This window comes from Rhizobium sp. S152 (genome assembly GCF_030380735.1).
Lineage (GTDB): Bacteria > Pseudomonadota > Alphaproteobacteria > Rhizobiales > Rhizobiaceae > Rhizobium.
The window spans coordinates 447,075-463,693 of the sequence record NZ_JAUDRZ010000026.1 but is presented as its reverse complement, the minus strand read 5'-3'; the positions used below and the strand labels follow the sequence as shown (position 1 = coordinate 463,693).

Below are 16,619 nucleotides of genomic sequence, written 5' to 3'. Positions count from 1 at the left end.
GCTCATGGCACGATTGAGAGCGACCGCCGGGTCGGCCAGATCGGCTGAGAGCAGTAGCCACCAAGTGAGAGCTATTTTCTTAGGTCTTTGGGGTTATCAAAACCCAGCCAAACCTTCCCGTCTTTGTCACCGTTCCAAGGATCGCCGAATGCCTTCGAAGCGGGAATGTCTTCTTCCCGCTTCAACGCGTTTCTTACGGCGTGGCGTTCTTGGTGGTGGGCCCGCCTCTTGCTGGGCCGATCACTGTCGGCGCAGGCTCCGACATAGGGCACCTTCTTTCGCGATCTCGCCATGCCGCTCTCCGTGTCAGTACGCGTGCTTCTCGAACATGTAGCGGCCGCGGTCGTCGTAGGTGTAGATGTTAGCTCCTCGCCTGATGCTCACCGAGGAGCCGGTGAAGCCGACCAAACCGTCTTTTGGACCATTGCCAGCGGGCTTCTCGAAGATCGACCGACCGCGTTCGTCGTAGACGTATATGTAGTGTCCCTTCTGAACCGCGTTTGATATTGCCATCAATTGCTTTCCCGGCTCTTGCCCGTTGACCCAAGCCCGTCCTTAGGGTTCCCGACGGCCCTGAGGCGATCGCTACCAATGACCGCTTCAATTGACTTCTTCCGGACCTTCCAGCGCCCGTTTTTCTGGTCGTTGTCAAATCCGAAAACGAAAAGACTTGGTTCGGTTATGATGCGCAGCGGGCGACGGTCTCCGGCAACATCTGTGAACATATCGAACTGGGCGGCCGACGCCCCTTGGAAGCCCAGACTTTTCCGCAGACCATCAAGGTCGAGATGGAACTGGCAGACCCTGCGATAGGCGGTATTCAGTTCACTCGCCCTCCTACCCAGCTGCCTAGCGTACGCTGCCAGTTGATTGAAAATGTTGTCGTTGAATAAGTCCTTGTTGCTGTAATCCTTGGCCTCCCAAAAGATGAGATCGTAGCCGTCACGGGCCGGAGTAAGTCGAACCATGTCGACCCGATCCTGGGTGCGTTCCTGCTCCTGAGAACTATGCTCCGCAATATCGTTGCTGCGAGTAAAGGCGATCTCGACGTCGATTACGGACGGGTCGCGTTTGATCGCCTTATAGATGCCTTTGCTTTCCGCCCCAGCATATGCTTTTGCAGCAGACTTGATCTGCCCGAGCGAAACGCCGTCACGGTAGACGTCGTGCAAATGGGCATGCTTGTAGGTGAAGGTTCCGTCCTGCATCTTGATGTAGGGGGCAGGCCCGTCGAGAACGAGATACTTCACGTGCGTGAAAGTCGCGAGCTTCTCAGTGCCAATCTCGATGGAATAAATAACCTGTCCGCGAAAGTAGACGTCTACGCGTCCGTCTCGAAGGCCGAAAAACAGGTCGGGGTCTGCCAGCGCCTCGCGAAGCCATCCCCCCTCTGGGTGTGCCGCTGTCGCCTTGAAAAGCTCCATCTGTTTGTCGCTGATGTGTCGGGCGAACGGTTTGATTGTAACGTCCATTATAACTCCCTCTCTCAATGGATTATGCGTTGAACCACTCGCCGTCGCTGGAGCGAACGACGTTGGCGAACAGGCCGTCAAACTGCTCCGGATGGAACGTATGGATCGGAACAAGCTTCATGGGGCTCACGGCTTCGGAGAAGCGCTTCAGGTCGTGTGGATCGGCGTGACCGGATGTGTGAATGATCTCGAAGCGAATAGAGGATGCGGCGCAGGCTTCGACGAACCTGGTCCCAGTCTCGTCTTTCAGATAACCATCCCACTGCGACCAGACAGCTGTCGCTTCGTCGAGCGCCCCTGCACGTTCCAGATCGCGCAGCATCCAGGGTCGGATGATCATCACGCTACGAGCCGCCTCGCTCCGCAACGCCTCGGGGAAGACCCGCCGTCCTTTATAGGCATCGACCAGCGAAGCGATGTTCTTCTCTTTAAGAAAGCGGCGCTGTGCCTGCGGGATGTAGACTTTGACATCGCTCCACTCCTCAGTTGGCTTGGGGATCGACTTCGTGTCGGTAGCCTTCAGGACCTCAGCTGCGTAGGCATCAACCAACAACTGTCGGCCGGAACGCTTCGCGGCTCTATAGACGCTAACCACCCTGTCGATGTTCTGGGCGGAGCATGCCACCAGAACCATGCCGCTAGCGGTCTTCATGACGTCGAGGAGACGGTTTTCGATTTCGGCCTCGGTTTCGAAACGCTCCCCAGCTTGCAGGCGACCGAGGCTTGATCCTTCCATTAGGAGGACATCGATGGCGCTGGGGGGTGACTTGATGAAGCGCTCGAAGAGTGCGGCCTTGCGACCGTGTCCCCGGATATCGCCCGAGTAGTAAACCCGCTTGCCACCTACCTCGATAAGGAAGCCATATGCGTCGAACCCAGAGTGATCCATCAAATAGGGCGTGATCTTGAACGGTCCCAATTCGAACTGCTGCCCGTCCGAGTATGTCACGGAGGCCACTGGAGCATAACCGCCAGGAATAAAGGGAGCCGCAGCCGTCATGATGGACAGCGTCTTACGGCCGAGGTGTACGTTGATAGCCGGAGGCAGCTTTGGCAGCAGTCCCCAGTGATCGCGATGCCCGTGACTCAGCAAGAAGCCAAGCAGCGAGCCGTCATCGCTGTGAATGGAAGGAATGTCTGGAAGGTCGGTCGCCTCCAATTCTGCGTCCAGAGGCAGCCCCAAGTCCACCACGATACGTTTTCCAGCATACTGCAGCTCGACGCAGCTACCGCCAATCTGATTGGTCCCTCTATGAATGCAGATTTGCAACCCATCGTTCATGCAAGTCCCCCTCTGCTGAAGAATGTTGGAAGCTGGTTCGTCCGGTAATGACTGTCGCGGATGAGGTACACGTTCTCCGCCTGCAGGTTCCAACGCTCAATGATCACTGAATGAAGTTCGCAGTCGAAGATCGAGGGATCGGCCAAGAGCAGAAATGCTCCATCGACCTCTCGCCAGTTAACGCGCCCCCTTGGAAAGTGCTCGTAGCCGAACGGCCGTAGGGCGCGGTTCACCTTCTGCACCTTTGCCCAGGTGTCGACATGCCCTTCTTCAATTGTCTTGAATCCACCGATGGTGTGGACGCGGCTGGCCTCGTGCGCGAGGCAGATAAGTTGATAGCTTTTACCGGCCGGAACGAACCAGAAGATGCCGATTTTCCGTGGTGGCGTTTCGCAAGATGCTGTCATGGGTGCATATACGTGCGACAACGCGATTATGTAACACCAAAATCCAATTCAGATTCGTCGTTGCAAAAATGCAACTCACGCGAGCCATGGAAGTTCGAGGCCCGACCGATGACGCCATCGGTGAAAGTGAGCTTGACCGAGTCGCCGAACCAAGGTGATGTCGACCTCGCCGTCATCAGAGTAAAACTCGCTCGCGGATCAACTGGTAGTGAAGCTTTACGTGCCCCACCGAGGCCAACCTTTATTCGCCTTGGAGAGCATATTGCGGCATCAACTTGGCCCCAGATGGCAGCGCCCGATTCTTTGTCACCCACAACGCTCACGGCAAGCGATATCTCCACAGTCGACTTTACTGAATAGATCGATGCAGTCCCATTTGTCCGATGTATAAATGCATGCTTCTTCAACCGGGACCGTAGTAGAGTTGTGCTGATAAACCATTAAGGTGCACTTTTTGATGTTGCAACTTGGATATCACGTGATTACTCATGTCGTGTAAGTAATCAATCGGGGTTTCGATGAAATATCAGAGCATTATTGCGTCCGTACTTGTTGCGGCGCTTTCCAGCTGTGCCTCCGTCACTCGTGGTACAACTGAACTTGTCACAATCCAGTCGGTGCCGTGAGGTGCGGCGGTTTCAACCGACATTGGTTTGAGCTGCCCGGCGACCCCATGCCAACTCAAGGTGCCGCGAAAGACCGCGTTCACAGCCACCGCGAAGCTCGGAAGCAAAAGCGGCTCCGTAAAAGTCGACGCCGTCGCGAGCAATGGAGGAAACAATGCCATGGCGGGAAACATCATCGCTGGTGGTCTAATCGGAGCTGCAGTGGACGCAGGGAATGGCGCGAATAAAGATCACAAGCCAAATCCCGCAACCATAATCTTGAAGTGAATTTCACATGGGGTGGGCCATAGCGGCTGGACTCTGACTGCAAGCGAGGAGTTGAAAGATGTCCGGAGGAGGACCGAGCGATAGCTCGGACAAGAACTGGCGGCCCGCATCTACCGTTGGAAAGCCGACGCTAATTGAGCCGGGTTCCGATACGGGTGGCGGCGGTGGTGGAGGTGGAGCAGGGGGAGGCAACGCCTGCCTGTTCACCGAAATTACCAGACTTAGTTCGCCGAATGCTACCGTAATCGCGACGATACAGGCTGGCGCGGTGCTGGACGTCCATCACCAGACGCAGCCATCGCGTGTCGTAGTCATGACATCGTCGGGCCAGATCGCTGGCTCGATCACGTCCGCGCGTCTTGCGGACATCATCGAGTGCATTGCTCTCGGGCAGGTCTACAAGGCGCGGGTAACATCGATTCAAGGTGGGCTCGTTACGGTGGAGATTTATCCGCAATGACCGCGGTCGATATCGTAGGCGGCGTCTACCGAGAAAAATGCGCCTTTCCTTACTGGGACGAATTGTTTGGATCGGCTGGACGTGCGGCAATGGCACTTGCCGCATCCGGGCTGACTTTGCGACTCCACACGGCACTTTCCAGTCGCGAGAAGATTTCCGCGGCTGCGATATTCGAGCAGTACGGAGTCTCGATTTTTGTCACTGATCGACCTGAGCCCATTGTCTTCGACTATGTGCACTCGTTGGCAGTTCCTGCCATCACTCCCCAGCTTCCGCTTGCGCCGGTCAAAGTCCCGCCAATACGCAATAAGATCGTCATCAAGTTCGGAATGCTGGAAAGCGACCCTGAAGTGGTTTCAGACTACTGCGTTTATGATCCCCAGTCGGCTTTCGAGGTCTTGCCTTTCTCGGCGTCGCGTTCACAAGCAGCTCATCTCGCCATCGTCGCGAACAAGGGAGAGGCACTTCGGATGACGGAGACTGCTGACCTGGCAGCAGCGGCGAAGACACTCCAGGATCGTGATGGCGCTGAGGTGGTCATCATCAAAGACGGACTAAACGGGGCGGCTGTCTACCACGAGGGAAAGGTCTCCGCCGTGCCCGCGTACAAGACGACAAACGTCTTCACGATCGGGTCTGGTGACGTCTTCGTCGCGGCGTTCACGAAGGCTTGGGCGGTCGATCGAATGGACCCCGCGGAAGCAGCCAACATCGCAAGCTTGGCGACCGCGGCGTACGTCGAGTCTCGAATTCTGCCGCTGTCCAACGAGGCGATTTCAACTAACCGCGAGCCGGCCCGCCGAACAGGCGGGAACGTATATCTCGCGGGCCCTTTTCGAGAGACCGGACAACGAATGCTCATCGACGATGTCCGGAATCATCTCCGCGATCTCGGCATGTCGGTGTTCAGCCCGATTCATGACGTAGGGCCCGGCAGCGCTGACATCGTAGTTCAGCATGACATCTCCGCCATCAGGGACTGTGATGTCGTTTTTGCCTTGTTGAACGGCAGCAGCCCAGGAACCGTCTTCGAGGTTGGCTTCGCCCGAGCGCTCGAGAAACCCGTATTCTGCGTAGCACAGAACATGCGGGAGGTTGACTTGAAGCTGCCACGAGGCACAGGCGCATACCTGCACGACGACCTGGTAAGCGCGATGTTCCAGATCGCGTGGCGATGATGCGTAGGGCCTTGCTGCTGTCAGGTGGGATGGACTCGACTTGTCTCGCGTATTGGCGACGCCCGGACTTGGCGATCACGATTCACTATGGGCAAAAGTCCGGGGAGGGTGAAGTCCGCGCAGCGTCAGCTGTGTCCGATGCGCTCGGAATACAGCACCAGGTCATAAGGGTCGACTTGTCCGCGCTTGGTAGCGGCGATCTCTCAGGGACGGCCGTGAGCAAGCACGCACCCGCTAGCGAGTGGTGGCCTTATCGCAATCAGATGCTCGTGACCATCGCGGCGATGGAATGCATAAAGCATGACATAGACGTCCTCGAAATAGGGGCTCTCAAGACCGATGGGTTTCACGTAGACGGCAGACCGGAGTTCGTGAAAGCATTGAGCGATCTTCTCTCGATGCAAGAAGGAGGACTGCGACTGGAGGCCCCGGCTGCGGCCTTCACAGCTGCCGAACTTGTACAGCAATCCGGCATTCCCGACGACTTACTAGCTTGGTCGCACTCCTGCCACGTCAGCGATTACGCGTGCGGGCACTGCCGCGGCTGCCGAAAGCACTACGAAACAATGGAAGCTATTGGCGATGTCCCGCACTGAGGACCCGTCGCCCCGGACTGGGATTAAGCCCGAGCGCAAGGGGTTTGCGTGGAATTCTGAAAACACGATCGATTATGCCCAAAGAAGCACGCTCTCTCTCGACGACGGGCTTTTGAAGGCATCCATGGATGGGCGACGATCAATCAGGAGCCAAGGACCAATATCCGTGGCCGATGCCGCGGTGGTCCTAAGGGAGACTTTCCGGACTACGTTTTTCGGTGCTGGCGACCTTGAAGGCCGCCGGCGAAAGCGCTTGGTCTCCGCTGGTGCGATACATCCTGTCAAATGTCTGATCGTGACAGGCGCGGGCGAAATCATCTTCTACAACGATGAAGATGATTGCTTCGAGTCCATCGCGCCAACTGCGCCCAGCGAGGTCCGAAGCTTTCTGAGTGAGTGCCTTGAGGTTATCCCGGGCGTAAACGGTTGCTTTCTCGTTCTATTGGCCGATACCCGTGATTCACAGGCCCTCTACAGCAACTACCAGTCGCTCCTTTGGCGGGACGCGGGAGCGGCGCTGCAAACGATGGCGCTCATCTCCACGACGCTCGGTCTGGCGTTTTGCCCGTTGGGAATCCTGGGGCAGGGCCTTGTCGACGCCTTGCTCCCGTCGGGTCACACGGCCATCGGCGTTGGGGTGGCCGCACTGGGTAGTATGGCCCCGTGAAACGGCCCGTCGGAAGGTCAGAGAACCAGTTCGAGCTGGGCTTTCGGTGAAACGGCAGCCGTGCGTGGGCGAATGGCAGTGGGGCCGATCCGCCTCATATAGTCCCAGATCACCGCATCAAGCACACTGGCACGTACCGCGATGGCATTGGCAAAGCTCAAGAACGCGTCCTCGAGCGCGAAATAGTCCTTGGCCGGGTCGGATTCCTTCCCGAACAGATTCATCAGCAGCCCAGCGCGGTGCAAATGGATGTCAATGATGGCGACTTCGTCGGAATCGTAGTGATTTCGTATCACCCATGACGCGGTCTTGGGACCAATTCCCGGAAGCGCTAGGAGGGCATCACGGCTCGACTTGTCACCTCCGAGGTCATTCAGTTGCCTGGCTTCGGCGAGCGAGCGTGAAAGGTACTTGGCCTTCTGGTTTGCGAAGCGGTATTTTCGCGAGCGACCGTCTCCCTCGAATGGTGACGAGAGCATCGCGCGCAGATCGTCCTCGCTTGCAGTGCCGTCTAGCAGACCGTTATCTCTCAACCGCTCGAAAGCAAGAAGTCCCATCTCTGCGGGGATGCCGTAGCCGCCAAGCAGGCATACTGAAATCTCCTCAAGGAGGTTCGCGCCGAGGCGATGGTTTCCGTATCGCCGCCGCCGGACCTGTGCCTCGGATTGATATTTCCAGAAGGCGGGTGTGAACAGGTTCTCCGGCATTCCCCATTGGACGCCGGGCATGACTTCGGCTCGATCGTGGGGAATCTGTAATTCCTCGAACCGTCCGTCGATGTTGATCCACATACTCTGCATGTCGGCCCCGCAATCAGAGACGCTCTCAAACATCGATTTCTCCCCAACGTCCATCGAATTCGAAGACCCAATGGCTTTTCCCCAGGTGTTGGCAAGGATGCTCTCAGTAGCTTGCGTCTGTCTGCCCTGCCTGTGCCTTGAAAGTATCGCCCGCCCGGATTGCCTGCGGCAAGCGCCGGCGGCAAGTGGCAGCTCGCTGTAGACGGAGCTTAATCTTTAATTTCGCTGCATTCTCTCCCGGTAACGCCCGTTAATGTTGCGGAAAGCATGTTTCGCTAGTCATTACGAGCGGCTACGAGGGCCGCGTCCGATTAGTGACCACGCGTTCGGACAGTGATGAAAGGCTCGCTCAGCGATGAGCGGGTCTTTCTCGTTTTATCGGCAGGAACAATGGGTTTTGGGCGCTAGCGACGCCCGCGCACGATAGCTTTCCACGCAAGTCGGATGGATTGAAGGCGGGTGCGGACACGCTCCTGTGTGGGGCTTCCAATGCCATTGCGAAAATCGGCGAGAGCCTGAGCTTCCAGACGCGTGCACCGCTCACTGTGACCATTACGGAGAGCTAGCCCTGTGATGCGATCAATCACTACCCATTGGTCGTCTGACATCTCGACTTCGTAACGGGTCATTTCAACTCTCTGCGTTGGTTTCGGACTGTCTCATGGTGGGGCCTTAGCGAGACAAGATGACGAGAGCCTTAACCCGCCTCATCGGGTGGTTGACTCGTTCAAATGTGGTGAACGCAGCACTACCAAACTCTGAACCAACACCGAGGCCGCCGTCGAACACGCTTTCGAGTGAATTGCCATCTTCCTGCTCTCGCGCGGCCCATCAGGCGCTGTCGCACGCTGCCCCTTAATCATGTGGCAAATAACAGTTATTCGATATGCAAATCGTCTATCCGGAACAAAGCAATACCCCATGTTTTTCAGCTGGTTACTGAAATCTACCGCGTGCTCCTGCGTCGTCCCTTGCCGGGCGAGGGCAGGCTTCGCTCTAGCCGTTCTCCTTTAATTTATCGATAGAGCTGACGAGCAAAGCGAGGCCTGACCGGCCATTGACTTTCTGCCCCAAAAGTCAATATTGGAGTTACAAGTTGCAAGAAGAATTCGATGTCGTCGAGGCATTCAAGGGAGAGGCGATGGGCGATAGGTTCGCCGTCTACATTCCCAACAGGGATAAAGATGGACTGGTTATCGATCAGAAGCGAACATGCATGGATCGGCGGCATCTGCTCATGATATCAATTTGACCCTGCGAACGACGCGGGGCAGCACTTGGCGGCGAGCCGTCCGCGCTCGCTGGAGGGATCGCAGTCATTGTTGCGGCACCAGTTGACGAGGACGCCGTGCAACATCTGCATGTCGTCGGCCGTGAGCGGCTCCTTCGGCCAGTCGGTCTTGGTCAAACGATGTCTCGTCCTTTTTTACCGGACAGCTATCCGGAAAAAAAACGCCCCGCGACTGGCGGGGCGAGTGCTGTTGAACCAGCATGAATGAATCGGCTTGCAATCGACATTCAGGATTAGCGGCAAACCATTGATGTTCAAGCATAAAGCTTGGTACGTTAGCGTACATGTTCATGTGGCCTGCGTTCCTGACGCTCAGGTTGCCGCAAGGCAGAGTGTTGGTTAGCGGTACTGCAGAGTGTTGGTTAGCGGTACTGAAGGGCCAACCGCGCGCCGAGGGCGAGGTAGATGCACCCGATAACCGTGCCCTGCCATTTTCCGATCGGCCGGTGGCTATTGATCCATCCAGACACTCGTATGGAGCTTGCTACGCCCCAGGCGCAAGAGGGCGATACCTACGACGCCACCTAAACAAGGAAAGCGGTGTTCACATCCCGAGCTTGTCCATAAGCCGGTTTGCTTCGATCTTGGAACGCCACTGATGCATCTCGTTTGAGATGCGATTGCCCATCGCGACTATCACGAAGGCCAAAAATGCAAACAGGACCGCATGGGCGACGGTGTGATAGGCCCAATAAGCGAGCCCAGCGGCGATCACTGCCATGATGGCTGTGTTCCAGAGGTCATCCCTTGATCGCTTCTTCGACTTGATCATGAGAGCAGCGAGGTGAGTATCGAATTCGGGCGGCATGGTCGTGTCCACGGTTGATGAGGCGGCACGGAAATTTGCATGGAGGGCGGGGAAAAGGAAGTCCCGCGTTGACTGCCCCCGAACCTTACGACTTGTCAGGGGCTACCGGTCGAAGTCAGTTCAGATGTTACGCAGAAGGGCCTCAAGCTGCGCCTGTGAATATGGCTTCTGGAGAACTGGAACCGTTCGATAGGCCTCTTCCAATCCTCGCGCCCCGTATCCACTCGCGAACATGAAGGGTATCGACCTCTCCCGAAGGCGGTCAGCAACCGGAAATGACTGCTTTCCGGCTAGGTTGATGTCAAGAATTGCAAAGTCGAACTGTTCTTCTTCGGCCGCCAAGAGGGCCGCCTCCAGACGCATCGCCGGTCCGACAACCTCATGGCCAAGGTCCATAACAACGTCCTCAAGCAGCATGGCGACGAGCATTTCGTCTTCAACGATGAGTATGCGTGCCATTCAGCTTCCATCTACCAGTGATCGATCGCTGACGGCTTCCAACGAGGTCTCCAGTTTGAAGGTGACGCCTGACGACGCAAAGGAAATGCCCGCGGTGCCTTGAAGTTCCTTGGGCAAAATCCGCAACAGGAGCCGAGAGCCGAATCCTTGACGGTCAGCGATAATTACATTCGGCCCGCCCTGTTCTGTCCAATCAAGCGTGAAGCGATTGTTCGGATCGACATTCCAGTCGACGGTCACCGTGCCCGTGCCATTCGAAAGCGCGCCGTATTTGACCGCGTTCGTGCCGAGTTCGTGCAGGGCCAAGGCGAGGGACAGTGCTGCGTGCGGCCCTACGCGGAGAGGTGGACCTTCAATCCGTATCGCTACCCGACCATCTTGCTGGAAAGCTTCAAGGGCGCTTTCAACCATTTGATGAAGGTCGGCCCCGTCCCAATTTTCGTTCGTAAGGATGTTGTGGGCCCGGGAAAGCGCAAGAATGCGCGACGTTATCGAAGCCGACGCTTCCTGCTTCGACTGCTCTCCGCGCAGCGTAAGCGCTACGATCGATTGGATCGAGGACAGAGTGTTTTTGACTCTATGGTTGAGTTCGTTGATGAGGAGCTTTTGATGGTTTTCGGCGCGCACGCGCTCGGTGACATCCGACCCCTGAACGAAGATGTGCGTTACTACGCCTTTGTCGCGGATCGGCTGATAGACGAAGTCGACATACCGCTCCTCAAAGGTCCGTCTTGGGTCCAGCGAAACATCACGCGTTCGGACGTCCGCCTGATCGTTTGCCCCGTCTGAAAGACATTGGCGAGCAGCTCGTTATAGCCCTGCTCGGCTACCTCTGGCAGGGCTTCGACGAACGGACGGCCGACAACGTCGCGATCGCCGATCAGCTTCCGATACTCTGGATTGATCATATCGAATCGGTGTTTGTCGGCGCTGATCATTGCCATGAACGTCGGGGCCTGTTCGAACAAGTTCTGAAGTCGCTGGGATTCTTCCTTGTTACGGCGTTCCGCCAGAACACGCTCGGTGGTTTCCACGACGATTGCAATGACGCCCGCCGGGTCGCCGTTCTCGTCCGGCACAGGAGAATAGGCGAGGTCCATCCAGACCTGTTCAGGATACCCGTTGCGATGAAGGGTGAGTTCCTGATCACGGTAGGACAGGGTCTGTCCAGCAAGGCCGACCTTCATGACGTTGTCGTTAAAGTCGGCGATTTCGGCCCAGCCTTCGCGCACGTTCGACCCGAACAATTCGGGATGCCGATGTCCTGCAAACGCTGAGTAGGCATCGTTGTAGATCATCACCCCTTGTTCCCCCCAAAGCATGACGAGTGGGATAGGTGATTGCAGAAGCAGCGCCGTGGCAGTTTTCAGACACTGCGGCCAGTTTTCGACCCTTCCGAGCGGGGTAGCCGACCAGTCGTGGTTTCTGATGATGGACGCGACTTCACCGGTATGCCCAAGGAAGCGGAAAGGATCGTCTTGGTAACTGTGGGTCGACAAGGGAAATCCGTTTGCGAGGGGTTTCGATAATCTGTTGCAGTCAGGTCGCCGGGCAAGACCGTTTAGGCCCGCTATGATTGCTGATCTCTCGTCTGCGTTTCGAGGACGGTGTCGAAGGCCGTCGCCAGTATGGCTCTCGACACTGGCTTCCTGACAACGGGCACGTCCGAGAAGCCCTGAGGGATGCTGACGCTGTCCCTATAGCCGGTAGCAAACACGAACGGCGTTCCTCGCTTTATCAGTTCGGAGGCAACTGGCTCCGAAGTGCCGTTCCCGAGATTTAGGTCGAGGACCGCACAATCGATATCCGTTGCGGAAACGTGATCCAATGCTTTCGCGACATCCGGGGCGACAAGGATATTCGCGGCCCCCAGTCCCCGTAGCAGTTCCTCGGTGTCCATCGCGATAAGGGCCTGATCTTCAACAAGTAGAACGGTCAAGCCGAGGAGGGGGCTTTTAGATGGAGCGGTGATATCGACAAAGTTTTCGCGCTGAGCGACAACATGGAGGTGTTCACCGGGGATCACAAACCTAGCCTTCAGTCCTGCAGGGTCGAAGTCGAGGCGGACGCTGCCGCGGAGATCGTGGGAGACGGTCTTCTGGATGAGGTTGGAACCAAAGCCACGACGAGTGGGAGCGACCACCTTCGGTCCTCCGCTCTCAGTCCACTCGATGATGCAGTCGCCTTTGTCGTCCAAGTGCCATCGTACATCGAGATGGCCCGAAGCGACGGAGAGGCTGCCGTATTTTGCTGCGTTCGTCATCATCTCGTGCAACAGGAGCGCGAACACGCCGAAAGCGCGTTCGGTCAACCCGACCGGGTCGCCCGATAGCGCGATGCGATCGGGTGATTTGGCGAACCGGTGCATTCCCGCCTCAGCGTCGATAAGGCTTCGCAGTTCTCCCCCGTCCGTCCCCGAAAACGACTGGTCATGCGCGTAGGACAGCGCCCTAAGGCGACCCTCGAACGAGTTCGCATAGTCCTCGACGGTCGCCGAGTTCACTCCCGTTTGGGTGGCGATCGATTTGACGAGCGCAAGGATATTTTTGACCCGGTGGTTGAGTTCAGCGTTAAGCAGGCTCCGCTGGTTTTCGACTCTTTCCCGCTGTTCCTCGGTCGCATCGCTGTGCGATAGCATGACGTCGCGTACGTAGCTTCGTATCGAGTCGGCGACCACCAGATCGGCCTCGGTCCACGGAACGGATTTTCCCCTCACGTCCTCACGCCAGGTCTCAAAGCTTCCGCGAGGAGTGAGCCTTTCGCCGAAACCCGTCATCTCGACCTTCTTCTTCGGCTCTCCTGCCCACTCTATCTGGTGCGCTTCCTCGCTCCGGAAGAACAGGAGGTAATCCCTTGGAGCGGCCGATATCGGTATCGCGAGCAATCCGGCGACCCGCCCGCCATAGGCGTTGTCGTCTCCCATGAAGGACGCTAGGTCCTGAGTATCCCAAATGGAGCGGTCAGACTTCTCCGTCACTGCCTTCATCAGATCGGGAATTACGTGCTCGTCTGGAGCCACACCATAGGCGGCCCACTCTCCCCGCGACCACAGACCTGCTCCATCGCAAGCGATCAGCGATGAAAATTCACGCAGCCGTTTCTTCAGCGAAAGCTCTACTGGGTCATTGGGATCGACGTCAGATATAATCGCGTCTAGCTTTCGCCGAGTAGTGAGAGCGGAAAGCTTTTGCTGTCGGCTTTCGAGCGCGCTGACCTGAAGTGAAAGATACTGCGCAAAGAGTTCGGTAGCGATCCGCAATGGGATCGAGAGCCACTTGGGTTTGTTGTGATGACAAGCGATAAGGCCCCAAAGTTGCCCTTCCACGACAATCGAAATCGACATGGAGGCGGCGACACCCATGTTCCGCAGGTACTCGCAATGGATCGGCGATACGCTTCGTAGATAGGCATGTGACATATCGACGGGATGCTCGCCGTCTTTCAACGCGGGGACCAACGGGACAGGTGTAAACCCTGTGTCGCCGATAACTCGTACCCAGCTTTGAACGTAAAGCTTGCGAGCCTGGACTGGGATGTCGGAGAATGGAAAATGCTGGCCAAGGAAGCTGCTCATTCCCGGGTCTTTCGCCTCGGCGACAACACGACCAGCGCCGTTGTGCAGAAAACGGTAAACCATCACGCGGTCATAGCCGAGCATGGCCCTGATCAAGCGGGCCGCCGTCTCCACGAGGGGTTCGAACTCGGTCTTGCCGTCGATACGGCTGACAAGAGACTGGGTCAGGTGTAACGCGATCTCCGTGTCTTGGATCGGAGCGGGGTTTTCCAGCTCCACGAAGGTTCTTCCCTCGAAGCGGTGAACGGAGATATCGGAGCGGCTTCGTTTCGTGCCGACCGAGGCATTCAGAACGACGCCTGCTGTCGATCCGGAGCCAGCCCGCGCCGCGGCGTTGCCGATGCTATGCGCCACATCTGCTCCGAGGACTTCAGGGAGGGTAAGCCCGTGGTACTCGTGGTTGGTGTCGCCAAGAAACTCGCCGATGTTTGCCGAGACAAAACCAATCGCGGCACTATCGTCTTCGACGACGATCAGCGCGCCAAGTGGCTGGATGCTCCCTGGAATATGGATTGGCTCGCGGTCGCAGTTGGTTAAATCGACCTTTGACCTATCGTAATGCAATGACGTTTCCCGCACTAGCAAAGAATAAAGATGTTCCGTGACTTCTGTCGGCTCCTCCTTATGTAACGCAGTGTCTTCTCGCAGCAAGATGGGCGGGAAACCGAATAGAAAGCGCAGATGGAATTCGTGAACCTCATGTCGGGCTTTTCCGACCTTGTCATCGCAGAACGAGAGATTTTGACTCGCGTTGCTATCGGTGGCCCGCTCCAAGACGTTCTTCGCGACATTATTCTCACAGTTGAGAAGCCGACGAACGGTGAGATGCTGGCTTCAGTGCTGCTAGTCTCAGATGATGGACAACGCCTCATCGAGGGCGCTGCGCCGAGCCTCCCGCCGGAATACAACGCAGCTGTCAACGGGATACCAGTTGCCATTGGGGTAGGGTCGTGCGGAACCGCTGCATTCAAAGCGCAGCCGGTGATCGTCACGGATATCGAAACCGATCCGCTTTGGGCTGACTACCGAGACGTGGCGATCAGACACGGTCTAAGGGCGTGTTGGTCCATGCCGATCCTCGCGTCTGACGGAAAGGTGCTCGGTACGTTCGCAAACTATTACCACGAAGCGAAGGAGCCCAACGCCCGCGATCTCGAGATTATCAGCATGGTGACGCGCACGACCGCAATCGCAATCGAACGCCATCGAAACGAGCAGGCAAAAGCGAAAGCTGAAGAAGTACGACTTCTGCTACTCCGGGAACTAAATCACCGAGTGAAGAACATCTTTGCACTTATGGACTCGCTGCTCCACATGAGCGCGAAACAGGCGACCAACGTGGACGACTATGCCCGGGCCGTTCGCGGAAGACTCAGCGCGTTGGGACGGGCCCACGAACTTGTCCAACCGGGAGTGATGGAAAATCCCGAGGCCGCGGAGGGCGTCGATATCCCGCTTTCGCACGTGATAGAGGAAATCCTATCTCCCTATGCCCGTGATGGGTCCGCGACGATCCGGGTTACTGGCCCAGCAGACACGAAGGTGTCCGCGCGGTCTATCACGAGCATGGCTCTGATCTTGCACGAACTTGCGACCAACGCCGCCAAGTATGGTGCGCTCGCTAGCTCTGAGGGCGTTTTGACGGTCGAATGGACCGAGGACACTGCGCTACATCTGAATTGGTCGGAGCGAGGCAGTGCGTCAGTTCCGCTCCCCGAAAGGACCGGTTTCGGCTCACGTCTTATTTCGACCTCGGTAAAAGGACACTTCGGCGGCTCGATCGATTACGAGTGGCAGGAGAATGGGGTCGATGTCCGCCTTTCAATTCCGTCCGGCGCTTTGTGACGACTGACCGTCGCAGTTGGCGATCTTGGCCGGCGAACAAGATTGTCGCGGTCGAGGATGGGAGGACACCGAACTCCCACACAAGCCTCGCTGACGCGACGATACTACCCAGGATCAAGACAGAGTCTAACTCGACATTCGAACTATCTCGTTCGGATCGCCGAACAATCAGGTTCGGGTTGGTCGAACAAAATCATTTGCTGAGACGGATCGCGGCGAGGTTAGGTGGCTCTGGGCGGAAGTTCCGCGGCAAGATGCTGGGCCGGATAGCGTCAAAGACTGTTATCTGGGATGAAGAAACCGCTCCCAGGTCGTAAGTCCAGGTTGCGACACGCCAGAACCGGGCAAGACCGATCGTCTCTCGTCGGGATGTTTTTCCATTCCGCATATTCGTTCGCTTCGCAGTATCGGCTGTTGCGAATGAAGCGATCGTAGATTGGTAGTCCCCGTGGAGACGTCCAGCGAAAGATGACTGCACCTTGGTTGTGGACCGTAGCCCTGGCTCTATCACAGGTCATCGACTGCGGATTTAACCGCGAGATCGCAAAAGACTGCGTTGCAACGAGCGCAATAGCTGCGGTGATAAAAATTGTTCTCATGGCCTTTTCCGATTTTGCCGACTTTCGCGGATTGCTTCTATAACGACGACGACCTATCCAAGTTTCAATCGGGAGGTCAGACTGCGTCAATTTCTTCAAAGGCGACGCGCGATCCCGGTGCAGGCGTTCGGTCTCGAGTAAAACTTGGGCATCGCAAAGCGAAGGGTGGCGAGGCGACCCCTGAACTCGCCAGGCGGGCACGCATCAAAGCCCCGGAAGAGGTCGGTGTGGCGGTCATCACGTCGTGCGCTGACCCTAGTCCGAGCGAGCGACCAGGCCCCTACGAGC

16 protein-coding genes are annotated in these 16,619 nt (G+C 57.0%); 5 read left to right on the top strand and 11 right to left on the bottom strand.

Translation table 11 applies throughout. From position 1 onward, the window contains the following. Positions 1 to 306: 306 nt before the first annotated feature. Genes QTL95_RS21450 through QTL95_RS21435 form a run of 4 tightly spaced genes read right to left on the bottom strand, consistent with a single transcriptional unit; the run spans position 307 to position 3,161 of the window. The gene (locus QTL95_RS21450; RefSeq protein ID WP_289721931.1) at positions 307 to 513 is read right to left on the bottom strand and encodes a hypothetical protein; all 207 of its coding nucleotides are present in this window, start codon (positions 511 to 513) and stop codon (positions 307 to 309) included. Further along, positions 513 to 1,472: a hypothetical protein gene (locus tag QTL95_RS21445; RefSeq protein ID WP_289721930.1), complete on the bottom strand. Its 960-nt coding sequence runs from the start codon at positions 1,470 to 1,472 to the stop codon at positions 513 to 515. The genes QTL95_RS21450 and QTL95_RS21445 overlap by 1 nt, the downstream gene beginning before the upstream one ends. A 22-nt stretch (positions 1,473 to 1,494) precedes the next feature. Then, positions 1,495 to 2,754 (bottom strand): MBL fold metallo-hydrolase, encoded by a 1,260-nt coding sequence (locus QTL95_RS21440; RefSeq protein ID WP_289721929.1) that lies wholly within the window; start codon positions 2,752 to 2,754, stop codon positions 1,495 to 1,497. After that, a complete protein-coding gene (locus tag QTL95_RS21435) occupies positions 2,751 to 3,161 on the bottom strand; it encodes a hypothetical protein (RefSeq protein ID WP_289721928.1) in 411 nt (136 codons plus the stop codon). The genes QTL95_RS21440 and QTL95_RS21435 overlap by 4 nt, the downstream gene beginning before the upstream one ends. A 951-nt stretch (positions 3,162 to 4,112) precedes the next feature. Between QTL95_RS21435 and QTL95_RS21430 the strand changes: the two genes are divergently transcribed. The 4 genes from QTL95_RS21430 to QTL95_RS21415 are packed head-to-tail and all read left to right on the top strand — an operon-like array spanning position 4,113 to position 6,955. Then, positions 4,113 to 4,514, top strand: coding sequence for a hypothetical protein (locus QTL95_RS21430; protein WP_289721927.1), 402 nt, complete (start codon positions 4,113 to 4,115; stop codon positions 4,512 to 4,514). Next, positions 4,511 to 5,692 carry a PfkB family carbohydrate kinase gene (locus tag QTL95_RS21425; RefSeq protein ID WP_289721926.1) on the top strand — a complete coding sequence of 394 codons (1,182 nt, stop codon included), beginning with the start codon at positions 4,511 to 4,513 and terminating at the stop codon, positions 5,690 to 5,692. Before QTL95_RS21430 ends, QTL95_RS21425 begins: the two co-directional genes overlap by 4 nt. Then, on the top strand, positions 5,689 to 6,288 hold the full coding sequence (locus QTL95_RS21420) for a 7-cyano-7-deazaguanine synthase (RefSeq protein ID WP_336622295.1): 600 nt from the start codon (positions 5,689 to 5,691) through the stop codon (positions 6,286 to 6,288). The genes QTL95_RS21425 and QTL95_RS21420 overlap by 4 nt, the downstream gene beginning before the upstream one ends. Next, positions 6,275 to 6,955 carry a hypothetical protein gene (locus QTL95_RS21415; protein ID WP_289721925.1) on the top strand — a complete coding sequence of 227 codons (681 nt, stop codon included), beginning with the start codon at positions 6,275 to 6,277 and terminating at the stop codon, positions 6,953 to 6,955. The genes QTL95_RS21420 and QTL95_RS21415 overlap by 14 nt, the downstream gene beginning before the upstream one ends. 17 nt (positions 6,956 to 6,972) lie before the next feature. On the opposite strand, the gene QTL95_RS21410 is transcribed toward QTL95_RS21415, so the two are convergent. From QTL95_RS21410 to QTL95_RS21380, 7 genes are all read right to left on the bottom strand, one after another. Further along, a complete protein-coding gene (locus tag QTL95_RS21410; RefSeq protein ID WP_289721924.1) occupies positions 6,973 to 7,788 on the bottom strand; it encodes an 8-oxoguanine DNA glycosylase in 816 nt (271 codons plus the stop codon). Between the two features lie 1,210 nt (positions 7,789 to 8,998). Next, positions 8,999 to 9,163, bottom strand: a complete 165-nt coding sequence (locus QTL95_RS21405) for a hypothetical protein (protein WP_289721923.1) — start codon at positions 9,161 to 9,163, stop codon at positions 8,999 to 9,001. 427 nt (positions 9,164 to 9,590) lie between these two features. Further along, positions 9,591 to 9,854 carry a hypothetical protein gene (locus QTL95_RS21400; RefSeq protein ID WP_289721922.1) on the bottom strand — a complete coding sequence of 88 codons (264 nt, stop codon included), beginning with the start codon at positions 9,852 to 9,854 and terminating at the stop codon, positions 9,591 to 9,593. 120 nt (positions 9,855 to 9,974) lie between these two features. Beyond that, on the bottom strand, positions 9,975 to 10,313 hold the full coding sequence (locus QTL95_RS21395; RefSeq protein ID WP_289721921.1) for a response regulator: 339 nt from the start codon (positions 10,311 to 10,313) through the stop codon (positions 9,975 to 9,977). Next, the gene (locus tag QTL95_RS21390) at positions 10,314 to 10,940 is read right to left on the bottom strand and encodes a sensor histidine kinase (RefSeq protein WP_289721920.1); all 627 of its coding nucleotides are present in this window, start codon (positions 10,938 to 10,940) and stop codon (positions 10,314 to 10,316) included. Between the two features lie 41 nt (positions 10,941 to 10,981). Beyond that, positions 10,982 to 11,812 (bottom strand): PAS domain-containing protein, encoded by an 831-nt coding sequence (locus QTL95_RS21385; protein ID WP_289721919.1) that lies wholly within the window; start codon positions 11,810 to 11,812, stop codon positions 10,982 to 10,984. Between the two features lie 71 nt (positions 11,813 to 11,883). Beyond that, entirely contained in the window at positions 11,884 to 14,451 is a 2,568-nt protein-coding gene (locus QTL95_RS21380) for an HWE histidine kinase domain-containing protein (protein ID WP_289721918.1), read from the bottom strand. 117 nt (positions 14,452 to 14,568) lie between these two features. Here QTL95_RS21380 and QTL95_RS21375 point away from each other — a divergent pair, with 117 nt between their 5' ends. After that, entirely contained in the window at positions 14,569 to 15,732 is a 1,164-nt protein-coding gene (locus tag QTL95_RS21375; RefSeq protein ID WP_289721917.1) for a sensor histidine kinase, read from the top strand. Positions 15,733 to 16,619: the final 887 nt, after the last annotated feature.

Coding starts and splice junctions, on each gene's coding strand:
- QTL95_RS21450 (WP_289721931.1), bottom strand. CDS start 513: ATGGCAATATCAAACGCGGTTCAGAAGGGACACTACATATACGTCTAC.
- QTL95_RS21445 (WP_289721930.1), bottom strand. CDS start 1,472: ATGGACGTTACAATCAAACCGTTCGCCCGACACATCAGCGACAAACAG.
- QTL95_RS21440 (WP_289721929.1), bottom strand. CDS start 2,754: ATGAACGATGGGTTGCAAATCTGCATTCATAGAGGGACCAATCAGATT.
- QTL95_RS21435 (WP_289721928.1), bottom strand. CDS start 3,161: ATGACAGCATCTTGCGAAACGCCACCACGGAAAATCGGCATCTTCTGG.
- QTL95_RS21430 (WP_289721927.1), top strand. CDS start 4,113: ATGTCCGGAGGAGGACCGAGCGATAGCTCGGACAAGAACTGGCGGCCC.
- QTL95_RS21425 (WP_289721926.1), top strand. CDS start 4,511: ATGACCGCGGTCGATATCGTAGGCGGCGTCTACCGAGAAAAATGCGCC.
- QTL95_RS21420 (WP_336622295.1), top strand. CDS start 5,689: ATGATGCGTAGGGCCTTGCTGCTGTCAGGTGGGATGGACTCGACTTGT.
- QTL95_RS21415 (WP_289721925.1), top strand. CDS start 6,275: ATGTCCCGCACTGAGGACCCGTCGCCCCGGACTGGGATTAAGCCCGAG.
- QTL95_RS21410 (WP_289721924.1), bottom strand. CDS start 7,788: ATGTTTGAGAGCGTCTCTGATTGCGGGGCCGACATGCAGAGTATGTGG.
- QTL95_RS21400 (WP_289721922.1), bottom strand. CDS start 9,854: ATGCCGCCCGAATTCGATACTCACCTCGCTGCTCTCATGATCAAGTCG.
- QTL95_RS21395 (WP_289721921.1), bottom strand. CDS start 10,313: ATGGCACGCATACTCATCGTTGAAGACGAAATGCTCGTCGCCATGCTG.
- QTL95_RS21375 (WP_289721917.1), top strand. CDS start 14,569: ATGGAATTCGTGAACCTCATGTCGGGCTTTTCCGACCTTGTCATCGCA.